General features: G+C 55.2%; 12 protein-coding genes. 2 read left to right on the top strand and 10 right to left on the bottom strand.

All coding sequences use genetic code 11. The annotated features are described in order from the left end of the window. Nucleotides 1–5: 5 nt before the first annotated feature. The 8 genes from GCU45_RS27215 to GCU45_RS27180 form a co-directional block, all read right to left on the bottom strand. A complete protein-coding gene (locus GCU45_RS27215; RefSeq protein WP_306433644.1) occupies nt 6–470 on the bottom strand; it encodes a MarR family winged helix-turn-helix transcriptional regulator in 465 nt (154 codons plus the stop codon). 89 nt (nt 471–559) lie between these two features. Next, entirely contained in the window at nt 560–1309 is a 750-nt protein-coding gene (locus GCU45_RS27210) for an SDR family NAD(P)-dependent oxidoreductase (RefSeq protein ID WP_152401973.1), read from the bottom strand. A gap of 334 nt (nt 1310–1643) precedes the next feature. Further along, on the bottom strand, nt 1644–5477 hold the full coding sequence (locus tag GCU45_RS27205) for a GH32 C-terminal domain-containing protein (protein ID WP_152401971.1): 3834 nt from the start codon (nt 5475–5477) through the stop codon (nt 1644–1646). Nucleotides 5478–6047: 570 nt separating this feature from the next. After that, nucleotides 6048–6938: an ROK family protein gene (locus GCU45_RS27200; RefSeq protein WP_152401969.1), complete on the bottom strand. Its 891-nt coding sequence runs from the start codon at nt 6936–6938 to the stop codon at nt 6048–6050. 101 nt (nt 6939–7039) lie between these two features. Beyond that, entirely contained in the window at nt 7040–8503 is a 1464-nt protein-coding gene (locus GCU45_RS27195) for a glycoside hydrolase family 32 protein (protein ID WP_152401967.1), read from the bottom strand. A 147-nt stretch (nt 8504–8650) separates the two neighbouring features. Beyond that, nucleotides 8651–10249, bottom strand: coding sequence for an ABC transporter substrate-binding protein (locus tag GCU45_RS27190; protein ID WP_152401965.1), 1599 nt, complete (start codon nt 10247–10249; stop codon nt 8651–8653). A 56-nt stretch (nt 10250–10305) separates the two neighbouring features. After that, nucleotides 10306–11187 carry a carbohydrate ABC transporter permease gene (locus GCU45_RS27185; protein ID WP_076168655.1) on the bottom strand — a complete coding sequence of 294 codons (882 nt, stop codon included), beginning with the start codon at nt 11185–11187 and terminating at the stop codon, nt 10306–10308. Nucleotides 11188–11204: 17 nt separating this feature from the next. Further along, nucleotides 11205–12128, bottom strand: coding sequence for an ABC transporter permease (locus GCU45_RS27180; RefSeq protein ID WP_244364674.1), 924 nt, complete (start codon nt 12126–12128; stop codon nt 11205–11207). 521 nt (nt 12129–12649) lie between these two features. Here GCU45_RS27180 and GCU45_RS27175 point away from each other — a divergent pair. Together GCU45_RS27175 and GCU45_RS27170 are read left to right on the top strand one after the other, a co-directional pair. Next, a complete protein-coding gene (locus tag GCU45_RS27175) occupies nt 12650–13690 on the top strand; it encodes a LacI family DNA-binding transcriptional regulator (RefSeq protein WP_152401961.1) in 1041 nt (346 codons plus the stop codon). Nucleotides 13691–13974: 284 nt separating this feature from the next. Further along, a complete protein-coding gene (locus GCU45_RS27170) occupies nt 13975–14937 on the top strand; it encodes a C45 family autoproteolytic acyltransferase/hydrolase (protein WP_152401959.1) in 963 nt (320 codons plus the stop codon). A 195-nt stretch (nt 14938–15132) separates the two neighbouring features. Here GCU45_RS27170 and GCU45_RS27165 read toward each other — a convergent pair whose 3' ends face one another. Then, entirely contained in the window at nt 15133–16338 is a 1206-nt protein-coding gene (locus GCU45_RS27165; RefSeq protein WP_152401957.1) for an MFS transporter, read from the bottom strand. 221 nt (nt 16339–16559) lie between these two features. Then, the gene (locus GCU45_RS27160; RefSeq protein ID WP_152401955.1) at nt 16560–17144 is read right to left on the bottom strand and encodes a TetR/AcrR family transcriptional regulator; all 585 of its coding nucleotides are present in this window, start codon (nt 17142–17144) and stop codon (nt 16560–16562) included. Nucleotides 17145–17180: the final 36 nt, after the last annotated feature.

Here is a 17180-nt window from a genome sequence, read left to right as displayed (position 1 = left end):
GATTCTCATAAAAACCCGGTCAGCTTTTCATAGATTTTCAGCAGCTGCTGCCTTTCTTCCTCGGTCAATTTTTCAAAAAGATTTCTGCGCAAAATTTGCCCGTCCTGATTCGCCTTTTGAACGATGTCTAGACCCTTGTCCGTAATCCCCAAATAGATGATACGGCGATCCTTCTCATCGACGATTCGAACGGCTAACTGCTTCTGCACGAGTTTTTCCGATAGATGGGTCAGCGTCGGTGGGGTCAGCCCCAGAGCCTTGGCGATATCAGAAGGCCGGCTGTTCCCATGGTGCTGCAGGTGAGCCAGAACGAGAATATGGGAAATTCCAAGGTCCTCGTTGAACAATTTGCCCCACTGGATGATGAGGTTGTTCGTTACTTTATCCATATTGTGAATGATTTCAAAAATCGTCTGTTCTTCCATCAGGCAAATCCCCGCTTTCTGCAAGTCAAAGCCTCTAATCTGCATTAGAGGCCTTCATTATCATACATGCTTTTCAGCCGGGAATCCACCGCTCCTGGCCGCCCGTGAAGCCTGCGGCGTAGGACGATCCCGCTTTAACGCAATTTAATGGAGCCCCCGTCCACCATAAAGGTTTGACCTGTGATATAGTCAGCGTCGCTGCTGGCAAGAAACACCGCGACACGGCCGATGTCCTGCTCGGGATCGCCGAGCCGGCGCAGAGGAATTTTATTCAGCATCGCCTCGTATAGCTCCGGAGCATTCTCACGCCACTGTTCCACGCCCGGGGTCAGTGCGATCGGGGAGATCAGATTGACGTTAATTCCTTCCGGACCCCATTCATTGGCCGCAACGCGCGACACGCCCCGGATCGCTTCTTTGGCGGCAGCATACGACGTCTGCGTGACCTGCCCGTCAATGCCCGCACCGGACGCAAAGTTGATGACCTTGCCTTTCGTTTTCTTCAGTTCCGGATACGCCGCCTGCATGAAATGAACGGTAGGATAAAAGCCTGTTCCGAAGGATAAATCAAAAAGCTCCTGCGTTGTTTCCATAAAAGGGGCCTGTCTCGATACATGCGCATTATTCACCAGAATATCCAGCTTGCCGAAGCGCTTGACCACGTCGGCCACGATTTCATGCGCGCTCTCCTGCTTGGAAATATCCTTGATGAACAGCATTCCCTCTGTATATTGGTTAATCTCGGCGAGAGTCTCTTTCCCTTTCTCCTCATTCACGTCGACGATCACGATATGCGCGCCTTCCTTAGCCATAGCCAGCGCCATGCCTTTGCCGATGCCTGATGCACTGCCGGTAATGATACCGACCTTCCCTTGTAATTTCATGCTGCTTCCTCTTTTCATTATATATTTAGTCATCTAAATATTTTATATCTAAATAATAACAAACCTCGGAGTGGGCTGCAAGTTGGTAGAAACTGCATCGCTCATAAAACAGTGTATTGACGTAATGTCATAGAAGGCTGACCGCCTTTTATCAGGAGTTATTCTGGCGTTTATAGAATGTTCCCTCTGCTGAAAATCTATTAATCTAGAGAACAAAGCAACCGCACCCCGTACATCGGGTTGCGGTTGCGTGATGGAACATCAGCTCAGCGTTGCCCCTATTTGCGCTTTCTGTTCTGCATGGGCAGTCGATTAGCCCATTTGCTGCTGCATTTTATTTTCCCGGAAGAAGATCGGCATCCGGCAGGACCTTCCAGCGCTGCCGCGGCTCGCCGGCGGCCGGTTCGCCAAGCTGCAGCTTTGTCCCATCGGCCGATACCTCCAGCGCCTGGCCGTTATGCACGGAGTATACCGTGACGACAGCGTCTCCTTGGTACTCCACTCGCCAGCGCTGGTTGTTGTAGCCGAGGTAGTCGTACAGCTGCAGCCGGCCCTGCCCCGTGTCGAGGTCCAGCGCTTTGCCCGCTTGGGTCCGGATGGACCATGTCCCGTCCCCGTTAGGAACGAAAACCCATACCTGCGGGGAAGCCCCTTCAGGGCCGCCCACGGTTACCGGTTCGCCATTTTGCGATTCTGCAGCAAACAGTGCCAGGCCGGAAGCCTCATTCACCAGCGTCGTTTCGGCCAGCTCGGCATCAGCCATCCCGCTCACCGTCACCTGCTGGTAAAACGCCTGCCCGCCGAACACGTTCACGCCGAAGTGCCCCTCAGCAAACGTGCCGTCCTTCACGTCGAAGACTTGCCCCCCGTCCACTTCCGCCCGGATCTGAGGCCCCTTCGCCTCGATGCGGATATGGTACGTTTTGCCTGGCTGAATGAACCTGGGGACCTTGGCCAGCACCTGCCTGTCCTCAAACCGCCCGTCTACTTTATAGAAGAGTCGAATGGCCTTCAGGTTCGGATCGAGATTGAAATAATACCCGCTGCGGCCGTCAGCGCTCGCCCGGAACAGGATCGAGCCCGCACCTCCTGTCTCCCCCAGCGTCATGTCGGCTTCCAGGGTAAAATCCCCGGCCTGCTCCTTCGCCATGTAGTTCGCATCGCTTGTATAGCTGCCCCGGATACCGCGTTCGGTCACGACCCACCGCGATGCCGACAAATCCGACTTCCAGCCTGTCAGGTTCGTCGTAAACGTCCCGTCGGTGACGTTTACGACGCAGCGGGCCGAAGCCTTCCCGTTCGGCGACACGGCCGTAATGACGGCCGTTCCCGCCTTATTCGCTCGAAGCACCGCTTTCCCCGGAGATTCCCCCTGATTGGAGGAAGTCACCTGCACGACGCCGGTATTGCTGGACTTCCATACCAGCGGCAGATGGCTTGCTCCAGAGGATTCCAAGTAAGATGCATACAATTTCTCCTCATCCCCCTTAGACAATTCCAGCTCTTTCCGATCCAGGATGATCGAGGAGCCCGTCTTCCGTCCTTCGCGCCATACATTGTCCAGCGCATGCACCTGCAAGGATGCGAGCTTCACTTTACCTCCCTTGGTATAGAAGCTCATGCCCCGCCGGGCCGGATCCGGAAAAATCAGGTCGGAAAAGACGACCCTGCCGTCATTGCCGAACACCTCCACCGACGATTCATCCACAAGGATCCGCAGGCGGATGCGGCTGCCGTCCGGCTGGAGCGCGGCCTCATGCCTCGTTTGCAGCAGGCTCGAGTAATCGGTAACGCCGGATGACGAGCGGTCCACAAATAGTTTCTGCTCGGCAGTCTTGTACCCGATCATCGTCTTCTGCCCGCCGCCTTCGCGGACCGTAAATCCGAATTCAGCTGCGGCTCCGCTTTGCGGCAGCTCGATGTCGGCTTCAATTTCATAGGCGCCTGCTGAAATTTCTCCAAGCACGTTCGCTGCCGATTCGCTAACCTCACGGTTTTTCACGTTGAACAAAGTGCTGCGCAGCCCGGCAAGCTCCCGGATCGGCGACTGGAACAGCCGGATACCGTTATCCGTCGTATGCAGCGTGACCTCCCTCGGTACGGTCATTTGCCCCTTCCAGCCTTCCGTCGGGAAGCTGAACGGATAATCCCAGTTCGTCATCCAGGCCAGCAGAATCCGTCGCCCGTCCGGCGTGCCGGAGAAAGACATTGAGGCATAAAATTCTTTGCCCCAATCCGTCTTCAGCACGGTTCCCGCCGGATTGTCGTTCGCGAATTTCCCTTCCGGTGTCAGCTCCCCGATAAAATACTCCGCGTCCGAGCCCTGCGTTTTCGGATTCGCGCCAGTGCTGATCATCAGCACCCATTTGCGCCGGTCCGTGCCGTCTACCGGAAGCTGAAACAGGTCCGGGCACTCCCACACCCCGCCGCGTACGTACTCCCCGTATCCGAAATTGTCGGTCAGCGTCCAGTCGATCAAATTGCGGGAGGTAAAAAAACGGATGTGATCGCCGCCGGAGACGACCATAACCCAGCGGCCGTTCGCCTGATCCCGGACGACCTTGGGGTCGCGGAAGTCCCAGCCGCCCGGGTCGGCACCGTTTTTGCCGGGATTATCGATCACGACCGGGTGCTCCGCCGAGTACTGCCAGGTCCGTCCCTGATCGGTGCTGTAGGCCAGTCCGATCTTTTGGTTGCCGTTCGGCAGATCCGGCGAATAGGAAGTATAGTACGCGATCAGCCCCTTGCCGCCTGAGCTTCCGAACAATCCGGAAGCGTTCGTCGTGTCGACCACGGCCGAGCCTGACCAGACATGCCCCAGATCGTTCCAGGGCAGGGCGATCGGCAGCTGCTTCCAGTGCAGCAGGTCACGGCTGACGGCATGCGCCCACTGTCCTCCATCCTGATGGAACAGATGGTATTCCCCTTCAAAATAAACGAGACCGTTCGGGTCGCTTGCCGACCCCCGGATCGGGCTGTAATGGTACTCCGGCCGGTATGTTTCCGTATAGTATTCGGAGTCAAGCGTGACATAGGCATCCTGGACGTATGCCGTGCCTTCTCTTACAACCAGTCCGGTATATCCGGCCGAATAACTGTCGTCCGTCACGTTCACGGCGGCGGGAGCATAACCGTCCACAAACACCTGAATCCTCGGCCCGACCGCCTGAATCTCCAGATGATGCTTGGCGTTTGGCGAATCGGGGTAAACGCTAGTCGAGGCGTTGATGAGAGATCCGTCCATTTTCCGCAGCAGTACTTGTACCCCGCTTCCTTGGTGCTGCAGCACAGCTTCATATCCTGCGGTTCCCTCCGCATTTGTCCGAATCAGCAGTCCCGCGGATGAGGCTTCACCCAGTGTGACATTGCCTTCATAGACGGCGTCCGCAGCAATGTTCCGGTATACCCGTAACGCGGGTTTTCCGGTCGTTCCCGTTCCTTTAAGCCCTTTGAGATCGGGCTGCCAGCGTCCAGTTGAAGCGAGCACGCCGTCCAGATTGCCGGCAAGGCTTCCGACCTTCACATTCTGAAATACGGCGGAACCGTTCCACACATGAAGCCCAAGATATCCGGAAGCATAAGCGGTATCAACCGCACGGATGACGGGCTGATACTGGCTGCCCCAATACACCTGCAGGCTCGTTCCCTCAGCCTTCACTTTCAGGTGATAGATTTCGCCGACCTTCAGCGGCACCTGACGTTCTTCCTGGATCCCTCCTCCGGCTGCGTTTTTCAAGCGGATGATGCCCGACGACGGCACGATTTGCAGCATGTATGAAGACCAGCCGTCGCTGCTAGAGCGGAAAAGCAGCGAAGCATCGGCCTCGGCGTTTTGGATCATGACATCGGCTTCGTAGATAAAATCGTCCGCCTTCGTGCTGGAGACCGCCATCACGTTCTCCTGCGGATCGGAAGCCAGCTTCAGCCCCTCCGCCGTCTGCTCAAGCTTGCCCTTGCCCTGGACCTGCCAGCCTTCCAGGTTCGTATTGACGCTCGCCGCCATCCTGTCCGCCTCCTTTGTTAATGCAGCTGCTGCGCCGTTAACTTTAACTTCGGTATCTGCAGGCATCGCCCACCCCCGCCCTTCGTCAGACTCATACAGCAGGATGGACGCACATGCCAAAATTCCGGCCAGGCACGCGGACAGCCTCTTTCTTGCTGATCTCATCAACACTCCTCCTTATCATCAGAACAATGTAAAAATGACATATAAACGAAGACAAGCTTATACATGAAACATATCTGTGCATGAAAATAAACCTGTGCATGAAAATAAACCTGTGCATGAAAACAAAGCGGCGCATGAAGACAAGCCTAATGCATGAAAACAACATTATTGATTGTAACCGCTTACATTACGCGGCGTTAAACTGGCGTTTTCCTTTAAGCAAACGGTGAATGCACTCAAATCGGACATGAACGATGTCTGAACTGAGCTAGACTGGACTTAGGTTAGTGAGAAACCGAACACGACTGCCGAGTATATTCAAGGCTTGTCCTTGGTTTGTCCTTGGTTTGTCCTTGGTTAGTCCCTGGCTTGTCCTTGGCTTGTCCTTGGCTTGTCCCTGTCTCGCCAAAACCTGTCCAGCATCATCTCAGTTGTTCCTCCCAGCCTTATTCGGCTCTGCACGATATGTATACCGTTTGTACCGTCGCCCGCTTTCGGGCAGCCGGCCTGTACTGCGGCTGGCTGCCCCCAAGCGAGGGCGGGAATGAACCAAAGTTTTGCTGCAGGCTCTTACACCTTCTTACCGGATGCCTCCAGCGCCTGAAGCCCAAGCGCAAGTGTGCCGTATAATCCGGCTTGGCCGCCGAGTCCGGGCGGAACGATGTAACCGTCGATTCCGTCCGTGAGCTCCAAGGCGTCCACGTAGCCGTTCAGGCTCCGCTGAACCTCTTGGCGGATCAGCGGGAGGAGCTGCGGCTGCTGCATGACGCCCCCGCCCAGGATGACCTTCTCCGGCGAGAGCATCAGGACCGCCGCCGTGACCGCCTGGGCGACATAATACGCCTCGAAGGTCCAGGCCGCGTGATCCGCGGGCAGCTGCGGCCCCTTCACTCCCCACCGCGCTTCCAGCGCCGGCCCGGCGGCCATCCCCTCCAGGCAGTCCCCGTGATACGGGCACGCCCCCGGGAAGCCGTCCTCCGGATGACGGCGGACCGGAATATGCCCGCCTTCCGGATGGACGAGCCCGTGAACGGGCCGGCCGCCGGCGTTCACGCCGACACCAACGCCGGTGCCGATCGTGAAGTACGCGCAGCTGCCCAGCCCGCGGGCCGCTCCCCACAGCGCCTCGCCGCAGGCGGCGGCATTCACATCCGTGTCCCATCCATAAGGGACGTCGAAGTGCCGCTTCAGCTCCGCGAGCAAGGGATAATGCGCCCATCCCAGCTTAGGGGTGGTCGTGATGCTTCCATACCCCGGGCTGCCGGGGTGAAGGTCGATCGGGCCAAACGATCCGATCCCGATCGCTTCCGGCTGGCGATCTTTGAAATAAGCGATGACCCGGGGCATCGTTTCTTCAGGCCGTCCCGTCGGAAAGCTGATGCTCTCGCTGATTTGCCCGTGTTCGTTTCCGATGCCGCAGACGAATTTCGTTCCACCCGCTTCAATGGCTCCGATGCGCATGATGATGTGCCTCTCTTTTCAAATTTTTATCGGTCGATGGATTAGGATTCTCCATTGGATCAAGCTTCGTATTTAAAAGTACTTATTTATAAGGTTGTTATTTAAATAGAAAGATCGTAAATGTCGAGCGATTCGACGAGCGCCTCCTCATCGTCTACCTTGAGGGACAATCCGGTGGATGCCTGATCCGGATAGATCAGGTCGGTGAGAACCGCACGACCACCGCCCGCGAACACCTCTACCGAAGACCGGTCGATCAGGATTCGCAGTTCCACCGTTCCGTCCGCCTCATCGAGAACGGCCGCATGCCTGCCGGCAAATAGCGGATGAAAGTCTGCCGCTCCCGCCCGGGTCCGGTCTATATAGACTTCACCGGCCGCTCCGCTGTAACCGATCACCGTCTCCTGACCGCGGCCAGCCCGCACCTTCAGCTCCAGCGATTGGGCGGATCCTAAGCGAATCCGAATCTCTCCGCTCTCCAGCTGTAAATCGCCCAGCTGCGCGGAGGCCTGAGCAGCCGTTACCCGCTTCAGGGACAGAAGCTCCTTGCGGTATCCCTCCAATTCCCGGGCGGGCTGCTGGATCAGCTCGGCCGAACCGTGGCGCAGCTCCAGCTTGAGCTCCCGCGGCACGGTCATCGCGCCCCGCCACACGCCGGTCGGCGTCTGATTGGCATATTTCCAGTTGCTCATCCAGCCGACAAACAGGCGCCTGCCGTCCTCGGCCGGCACATCCGACCAGCTGACGCCGGCGTAGTTGTCCCGGCCATAATCGATCCATCTCACGCGGGTCTGCGATACGGCATCCGGCGTAAAGTGTTCCCCATCGAAGTCTCCGGTAAAATATTGCGTGCGTGACCCCTCCGCCAACTCCGGATGATCGCCGATGCTGACGAGCATCACCCACTTCGTCAGGCCCGGGTCCCCGTCCACCTGCAGCGGAAACAGGTCGGGACACTCCCACACGCCGTCATGGCTGCCGATGCCTTCCCCGAATTCGCTGGACAGCGTCCAGTTGATCAGGTTCGGCGAACGGTACAGACAGACGGTCTGGCCGCAGGCAACAATCATCACCCACTGTGAGGAAGCCTCATGCCAGAATACTTTCGGATCGCGGAAGTCCACGAAGGTGTCATGCGACAGCACCGGGTTGCCGGCATACTTCGTCCAGGTCCGTCCCGCATCCGTGCTGTATGCCAGGCTCTGGCGCTGCACCGGCGCTTCGCCCTCCGGTCCTTCGGCATGCTGCGTAAAAATGGCGACAAGCCCCGGCTCCCCGCCGAAAAAGCCGGTCGTGTTATTCCAGTCGACCACGGCGCTGCCGGAGAAAATTGTGCCAAACTCGTCCGGCGCCAAGGCGATCGGGAGTTCTTCCCAGACGACCAGATCCCGGCTGACCGCGTGTCCCCAATGCATCGGTCCCCAGGTGTTCCCGAAGGGATGATGCTGGTAAAACAGGTGGTATTCCCCCTGGAAATAGACCATTCCATTGGGGTCGTTCATCCAGTGTTCTTTCGGGGAAAAGTGATACCCCCCGCGGTAGTTGTGCGATATGAATGTGGACATCAGCTGTGCTCCTTTGAATTACATGTTTTATTTGCAGCAGACCCGGCCGCATTTTTGCCCAAAGGCATCTGGCGGCCGCATCCGGATTCTGCACTGCTAACGTTTATGCGCCAAGCAAGTGCGGATATGTTGTTTTTTATTCAACCTTTATTGCGCGCTGCGGTCATACCCCGCCTGCTTGATCTTCAGCCAATCCTGCAGCCCCAGCCGGTTCAGCTCTTTGAGGTAGGCATCCCACTCCTGATCGACTTTGCCGTTCTGGTACCACTCGGTGCGCTTCCGCTCGAGATAGGCGAACATGTCGGTCTGGATGGTAGACAGCCGGTCCAGCTCATCGATGGAGAAGAAGACGTTCGGATACGTATTTTTCGCCTTCATATGCGGCACCATCACGTCCTTCAGCAGTTTAAGACGCCATGCCGCGTCGTCCGGCATCGTCGTGTATTTGCCGTAGTACTCGTCGAGGATGGCCAGCGGACCGGCGATGCTCGTCTTTTGCCGCAGCTCCACAGGGGCTGTGCCTTCCAGCGGCAGATGCTTCAGCATGCCCTTGGCTTCGTCGAATTCGAAAATGTTCTGCTGCGTCTGATCCCCGTACGTCCCCCAGTTATCCTGAACGGACTGCAGCGGATCGTAGAGCTGATCGACCCATTTGGCCGTCTCCTCCAAATGTTTGTTGCTGCTTGTGATGACCATGCGTCCGCGGTCCAGGCCGATGCCGTTCGTGCGAGTCACGTTGACTTCGCCGCTTGGTCCTGCCAGCGGAGGCATCACGTCATACGTATCGTTCATGCCGGTGATGTTGGCCTTATCCCATGTAAAATACAGTCCGTACCGGTTATCCTTGCCTTTCGCCAAATAGGTGTTCCAGTCCTGCTGGAAGGACTCGATATCGATCAGCCCCTCCTGGTACAGCTCGTGAATGTACTTGATCGATCCCTTATAACCTTCTTCCGCCGCAGTGAAGACAACCTTGCCGTCATCGGTCACGACGGTGTGGTCCCAGTTCTCCCCGAGCCCGAAAGAACCGTACAGGAAGGCCAGATCTTCCCCGCCCGGCTTATTGATAAAGGAGAGCGGAATTTCGTCCGCCTTGCCGTTGCCGTTCGGGTCCTGCGTTTTGAAGGCGATCAGCACCTTTTTCAGCTCCTCGGTGGTCTTCGGCATGGACAGCCCCAGCTTTTTCAGCCACTCCACATTGATCCACGGCAGGTCGTCCACAGACTGAATCCGTTCCTTGCCGGAGCCCAGCTCCTCGATCCATGGGAAAGAATAGATGTGGCCGTCAGGCGCGGTGATCATCTTTTTATATTCCGGCGCCTGCTCCAGCACCTTTTTGAAGTTCGGCATATGCTGCTCGATCAGATCGTCGAGGGGAATGATTACCCCGTCCTTGGCCAGCTTCAGCAGGTCATAATCGCCATACCCGGAATCAAAAATCGCATCCGGCAGATCACCGCTGGCCACGGCCAGGTTTCTTTTCTCCGTAAAAACGTCGTTCGTGTAATTTTTCCAATGGATATGAATGCCGGTCTTCTCTTCCAGCCGCTTATTGATGAGCTTGTCGTTCGGGTCCGCGGGTGCCAGCGGCGAGCTCTGCGTCAGAAAATTGAGGGTGACTTTCCCGTCAGGCGACTCCTTGGCGTCTCCGCCGCTTCCTCCGCAGCCGGACAAGAGCAGCAGCGCCGCGAGCGCTGAAACGGATGCCGTCATGGCAGCAGCCTTGCGATTTCTCTTTTTGTTCATCGTTATGACCTCCAAAGGATTAGAATGGATCAGTGCCATGTATGTTCAGGCCGTCCCTATTTCAGGGAACCGACCATCACACCTTTTTCGAAATACTTTTGGAAAAACGGATACATGACGAGCAGCGGCAGACTGGAAATGACGATCGCCGAATATTTGATCATTTCCGAGAGGCGCTTGAGCTCGTTCATCGCCAGCTGGTCGCTGATCATGCCCGGCGCCGCCTGGTTCTGGATCAGGATCGAGCGCAGCACGAGCTGCAACGGATGAAGCTTCGCGTCCTCCAGGTAAATCATCGCGTCGAAATAGGAATTCCACTGCCCGACAAAAGCATAGAGAGCCAGCACAAAAATAATCGGTTTGGAGAGCGGCAGCACGATCCGGAAAAAAATGCCCGCCTCCGTCGCGCCGTCGACGTTGGCCGCCTCTCTCAGCTCATTCGGCACGCCTTTGAAAAAGGTCCGGGACAGGATGATATTCCAAACATTGACCGCACCCGGAATGATGATGGCCCACACCGTATCCAGCATGCCAAGCTGCTTGACGAGCAGGTATGTAGGAATCAGACCCCCGCCGAAAAACATCGTGATCACAAACAGCGTCATAAAAATTTTCCGGCCCGCCAGCCGGGAATCAGACAAGGCATAGCCTGCGCATACCGATACAGTCACGGTAACGAGGGCAAATGCAGCGGAGTAAAATACGGAATTGCCGAAGCCCCGCAGCATAGCCGGGTTGGACAATATTTTCCGGTAGCCCTCCAGGCTCCAGTCCGAGATGCGAAACGACAGGCCCTGATTCAGCAGCACGGTCGGATCCATAAATGACGCCACCACGACGTAAACGAGCGGTACGACGATCAGCAGCACCGCCACCGTCAGGAACAGGCCGTTCAGAATCAGCAGAAACCGGTCGAACGGCGAATGTTTAACAGCCATAGTTGATAAGCTCCTTCCTAATAAAGTCCTTCGCCCTCATTAAGCTTCTTGACGATAAAGTTGACCGTGAGCAGCAGCACGACGTTGATCACCGAGTTGAACAGGCCAACCGCCGCGGAATACGCATAGTCGCCGGACTGCAAACCGACCTTGTACACATAGGTGGCGATGATCTCGGAAGCCGGGAGATTCATCGAGGTCTGCATCAGGTACGCTTTTTCAAACCCGATCGACATGATGCCTCCCGCCGCCAAAATGAACACGATGGCCATGATCGGCCGGATCGTCGGCAGATCGATGTGGCGGATGCGCTGGAGCAGGTTCGCCCCGTCCAGGCTTGCCGCATTGTGCAGCTCCGGGTCGACGTTCGCCAGAGCAGCCACGTAAATGATCGATGCCCAGCCGGCGCCCTGCCAGATGTCGGAGAGGATGTAGATCCAGCGGAAATATTTCGGCTCGGACATAAACATCAGCGGCTCTCCCGTGATCCATGTCAGCAGATGGTTGACCGGTCCCGTCGGGGACAAAAAGATGAACAGCATGCCCACGATGACAACCGCCGAAATGAAGTTCGGCGCGTACAGAAACAGCTGAACGTTCTTCTTCACGCCCGCCCTCCGGACCTGATTGAGCATGAGCGCCAGCAGGATCGGCACGGGAAAGCTGAAAATCAGTCCGAAGAAACTGAGTTTAAGCGTATTCAAAAAGATGACGTCGAAATTAGGCGAGGAGAGAAACTTCTCAAAATGCTTCAGGCCGACCCATTCGCTGCCCATGATGCCCTTGATTGGGCTGAAATCCTTAAAGGCGATAATCGCCCCGTACATCGGGACATATTTGAAAATCAGGGTCAGAATAAGCGCCGGAGCCAACAGCACGTACAGAAAATAATGCTTTCTGACCGTCTGCAGCACCCGCCCCGCAGAGCTCTTCCTCCTCACTGCCGCCGCCCTTGGATCCACTTCTACCGTATTTTCCAAAACCGTGACCTCCGTTCTTTGCACAAAAAGTTTACATGCAGCATACCGTAAGGGCTTACATTCGCACCTGCACCGTATCGCTGCTTTTACAATTTAGCAGACGATGTAATCTTCGTCAATAATTTTTGTAAATATTTATTTGTGCAATTGACAAATATAATTTGTTCATATAGGTTCAATGTTTTGCTGAAATGTCACTTTTTCACGTCAATTCAGGGACCAACTATATCTTTCCAAAGCGTGGTCTGTCCGTTCCGATTCTACTGTGTGTATAATAATTGCCTATGTAAAGTCATCCACCTGTGTTGCATGCCATTTTGCACAATGAAGGCGTTATATATTTGTGCATTTGTAAAGTTAACATTGCTATTTGAAGCAATCTGGTATACATTGGTCATAGGATACCTGAGATCGAATGCATGCAGGTTTATGAGAGGAACTTGCTTCCGTACAAATAATCGTTAGAGGTGAATATCGAATACATGGGGAAAGAGAAAGTCACCATTCAGGATATCGCCGATGCGCTGGGCATTTCCCGGAACACGGCGTCCAAAGCGCTGAACGGCAGCGACAGCATACCGGGCGAGACACGCAACCGGGTCATTAAGAAAGCGATCGAGCTGAAGTACAAGCAGTTTGCTTACATGGAAAGCGAAAGCCTGATGCCGAAAAACCCCGGCAATATCGCCCTGCTGACGCAAAACATGCCCAGCATGTCGCATTTCGGGGCCAAGCTGATCAGCGGACTGGAGAAACGCATCAGCAGCGAAGGCTACAATTTGTCCATCCATATCGTAAGGGACATCGAGCGAAGCTCCCTCCAGCTTCCGAACAATTTTGAAGCGTCCAAGGTGGACGGCATCATCTGCATCGAACTGTTCGACATGGCATACAGCAAGCTCATTACGAGCCTGGGGCTCCCGACCATATTCATCGACTGCGCGGCGGACATGTCTTATCCCGACCTTGAAGCCGACCTGCTACTGATGGAAAACGAACACAGCACCTATTTCATGACCAAACGGCTTATCAAGGACGGCTGCGGCTCGCTCGGTTTTATCGGCGACTACAACCACTGTAAAAGCTTCAACGAGCGCTGGGCCGGCTTTAACCGGGCTCTTGTAGAAGCGGGAATTCCGCTGGACCGCAGCCAGTGCGTTCTGGAACCGGACCGCGAATTTTTCTCGGAATCCGACTGGATGGAGCAGCGGCTGGACAAGATGCCAGGCACGCCCTCGGGCTTTGTATGCGCGAATGACTTTATCGCGGTCAACGTGATGAAGGCTTTGAAGAACCGTCAGATCGCCATTCCGGAGAAAATCGTCGTGGCCGGATTCGACGATGCGCCCGAATCGCGCATTGTCGAGCCTCGTTTGACGACCGTGCACATCTATAGTGACGAGATGGGCATCACCGCCGCCAATATGCTGCTCTCCCGGATTAAGGAGCCGGAGCAGCCTTACCAGGTCACGCATATCCAGACCAAGCCGCTGTTCCGGGAGTCGACGCAAGCCGCCCGGTAATCCAGGCTCCCAGGTAGCATGGTACAAGAACAAGTTAAGAAAGCAGGCTGTTTCCTTAAATGCCTCAATCGAAGAACCAATCCGGTTACATCCTACGAATATCCGCAGTCCGGCGCTTCGCAGTACAGCAGCCGGGCTTTTTTTGATGAAAGCCATTCATTTGATCCTATCGGCTGCTGGGCTATCCAAAGACCGCACAAATGAACAGGCGGAACGGACTCGATTGAGATAACGTAACTGGTGAAGGATTTTTCAAACTTGATTCATGAAAAGGAGACTCAGAGATGGTAAATGAAACGAAACCATTTTGGTTTAAGCGGCTGCCGGCCCTTGCATCGCATCCTGCGGTATGGGCTTCCCATATCGCCCAGCACTGGAATATGGAGGCGTTCCGTCCCCAGAACCCCATGGATCCCGAGAAAGTACGGCTTGCTCTCCGTCATTTCATGCCCGAACTGCTCCCCGAGTACGAAGCTCTGTTATCCGTCTCGCCAAACCGTCCCGGTGAGGCACAACTGCTAGCCATGTATAACCTCCCTCCCTTCTTCTCCGGCTGCAGCAACTCGATCTCCCACCGATCAGGCCATCATACTTTAATCCGAAATTACGACTTCAGCTTGGACGGGTTCAGCGGCGTATTCCGTTACGAGCCATTGCCTGATGGAGGGTGGATCATGGGTTCCGCCGAAGGCGGCTGGGGCTATCTCGATGGCCTGAACCATCACGGTCTCGCAGCGGCCATTACGTTTGGCGGGGACTTCTCGGTAGGTAACGGTTTCAGCATTCCGCTCATTGTCCGCTATCTCTTGGCCACTTCGGCAACGGTTCCTGAGGCAGTGGAACGTCTGAACTCGATCCCCCATAGGCTTGTTCAAAACATCTCGCTCTTGGATCGGAAGGGCTGTTTCAGCGTCGTCTACACTTCGCCGGAAGGCGTGAGCGCAGCTGACGGTCTCATTTGCTGCACGAATCATCAGAGGCACGTTCGAGATTCCGCGCACGACGAACACCGGACCGTGGAGCGGTTCGACCATCTCCTCAGAAAGGGCGGTGCCGTATCGCCTCAGGATTTTCATAAAGAGCCGTTGTATCATCGCAAGTTTTCCAATCATTTCGGCACGCTATATACCGTCGAAATCGATCCTGTAACGGAAACGGTTCATTATCACTGGCCTGAAGGACAACAGCTTCTCGCCACGCCGGCGTCACCAGAGGCTGAGATTCACATTCAGTTGTCCGAGAAATAGGCGGTAGGATATAGCATTTCTCTCAGGGAGGTATAAAAGCGAAACTAAATAGCCAGTCGCCGATTAATGATCGACGACTGGCTGCTTAAACGTGCAAGGTGTTTTGATCCCTGTCTTATCAACGGGGTCAGTCCCCTTGTACGGTTGTTTTTTTTGAGAAATCCAGCAGCGATCTTCCGGATGATACCAAACTTGTTATCTCGCTTCTTTTTTTTCCGTTAAGAAGTAGAGCAAAGCAAGCACCGGAAAAAGAACGCCAAGCCATATGGCCGCTTCCCATCCGCCTTGTGCATACGCCCATCCGCCTACTGCGGAACCAATAGCCCCGCCGGCGAAAAAGATAGCCATGAACAAGCCGTTCAGCCGGCTGCGAAGCTCTGCACCCAGTGCGAAAATGGAGCGCTGCCCGAGCACCAGATTGGCGGAAACAGCCATATCCAGTACAATGGCGGCCACGACCAGGCTGATGATGGATAGCAGGGAACCGCCATGGATCACAATAGGCAGGAGCATGGAAACGACCGCAAGCCCAAGGGCGATCCCTGTACCGGGACGGATCCACCCTTTATCGGCAAGGCGGCCGGCAACCGGCGCAGCCGCCGCTCCGGCTACCCCTACCAAGGCGAACAGGGCGACCCCTGTCTGGGAAAAATGAAATGCCGGGCTGACCAGCAGCATAGGAACCGTTGTCCAAAACAGGCTGAAGGAAGCAAACAGAAACGCGTGGTAAAGAGCTCTGCGCCGCAAAATCGGCGTCGTTTTCAGCAGCTTCAGCATCGACGACAGGATCTCCGGGTAACTGATGGATGTTTGCGGACGTCTTGCCGGAAGCGCCTTGGCCAGCACCAGCGCAAGCACGAGAATCAGAACGGCGGACAGAATAAAGATGGCGTGCCATCCAAGGAAGTCTTCCACCAAGCTGGCCGCCGGACGGGCGAGCATGATGCCAAGGAGCAGGCCGCTCATGACATTCCCCACATTGCGCCCCCGCGTTTCCTCAGGAGACAGATGGGCTGCATAAGGAACCAGAACCTGGGCGGCAACGGACCCTACGCCGATAAAAAGCGACGCCGCAAGAAACAAAGCCGCGTTACGGACTTCAGCAGCGATGAGAAGCACAACCACGTTAAAGATCAGCAGGGTGACCACAAGCTTGCGGTTTTCGAGCAAATCTCCTAAGGGCACGATCAATAACAGGCCGATTCCGTAACCGATTTGAGTTAAGGTGACGATCAATCCCGCCGCCCCGGAGGATAATCCCAGGGCTGAGCTGATCGATCCTACGAGAGGCTGGGCATAATACAGGTTGGCAGCGATGATGCCGCAAGCGACGGCGAGGATCAGGTTGATCCAAGATGAAACGGCAGCGGCCTGAGGCTTTTCTTTTGCGATGGTACTCATAACATTTCTCCTTTGTTTGTAAGGCATCCCTTTTTCGGAACAATCGTTCCAGTTTAGGAACAGTCCGCCCATGTTTTTTAACAAAAAAATATTTTTTGTCAGAAATTCATTTTTCGGAACAGTCGTTCCGATATAGCTAAAAAAATGCCTGCCGACGTTTCTTCGCAGAAGTCGGACCGCTAGCGGAAGTTTTTGTTGCCGATCAGGAAGCAGAGGCTTCGTTACAGCATGCCCAGCACCATTTCGATCATCTCCCGCGCCTTCGTGCTGTCCTGCTGAATTTTCGCCACCACGTTAACGCTGTGGTTGAGATTGAGCAGCATGAACGATAAGAGACGAATGTCTTTGTCGGGAGAAATTTCTCCGGTCTCCTGCCCTCTCTTTAATTTTTCGTAAAACAGCCGTTCCAGTTCATCAAAGCTATTCTTGACCATGTTCTGCAGCGGTTCGTCCATGGCGTCGAAACTCAGGGCTGCGTTCGTAATCATGCATCCATTGGGAAGGACTTCGTCCTGCGCGGCAAAAGCACTCGTGATATGAATCTCGAAATACTGCCGGATGCCCTCAATGGCGGTAGGAGCGGCGATTAACACATCCCGCTTTCTTTGCGACATCTTTTTGTAGTGCTGGATCGCCTCGTAATACAGGGACTGCTTATCCTGGAACGTTTCATACAAACTGGAACGGCTAAGACCCATCGCTTCCAGCAAATCCGGTATGCTCGTCGCTTCGTAACCTTTCTTCCAGAACACCGTCATCGCTTTGCGGAGCACTTGATCCCGGTCAAATTCTTTGGTGCGTCCCATCGGCGCCACCTCCCTTTGAGCACAAGTATATACGAA

The sequence above is a fragment of the Paenibacillus cellulositrophicus genome (assembly GCF_009363095.1).
GTDB classification, from domain to species: domain Bacteria; phylum Bacillota; class Bacilli; order Paenibacillales; family Paenibacillaceae; genus Paenibacillus_AQ; species Paenibacillus_AQ favisporus.
Note: the sequence above shows the minus strand (reverse complement) of the source record. Positions and strands in the feature narration are given on the sequence as shown.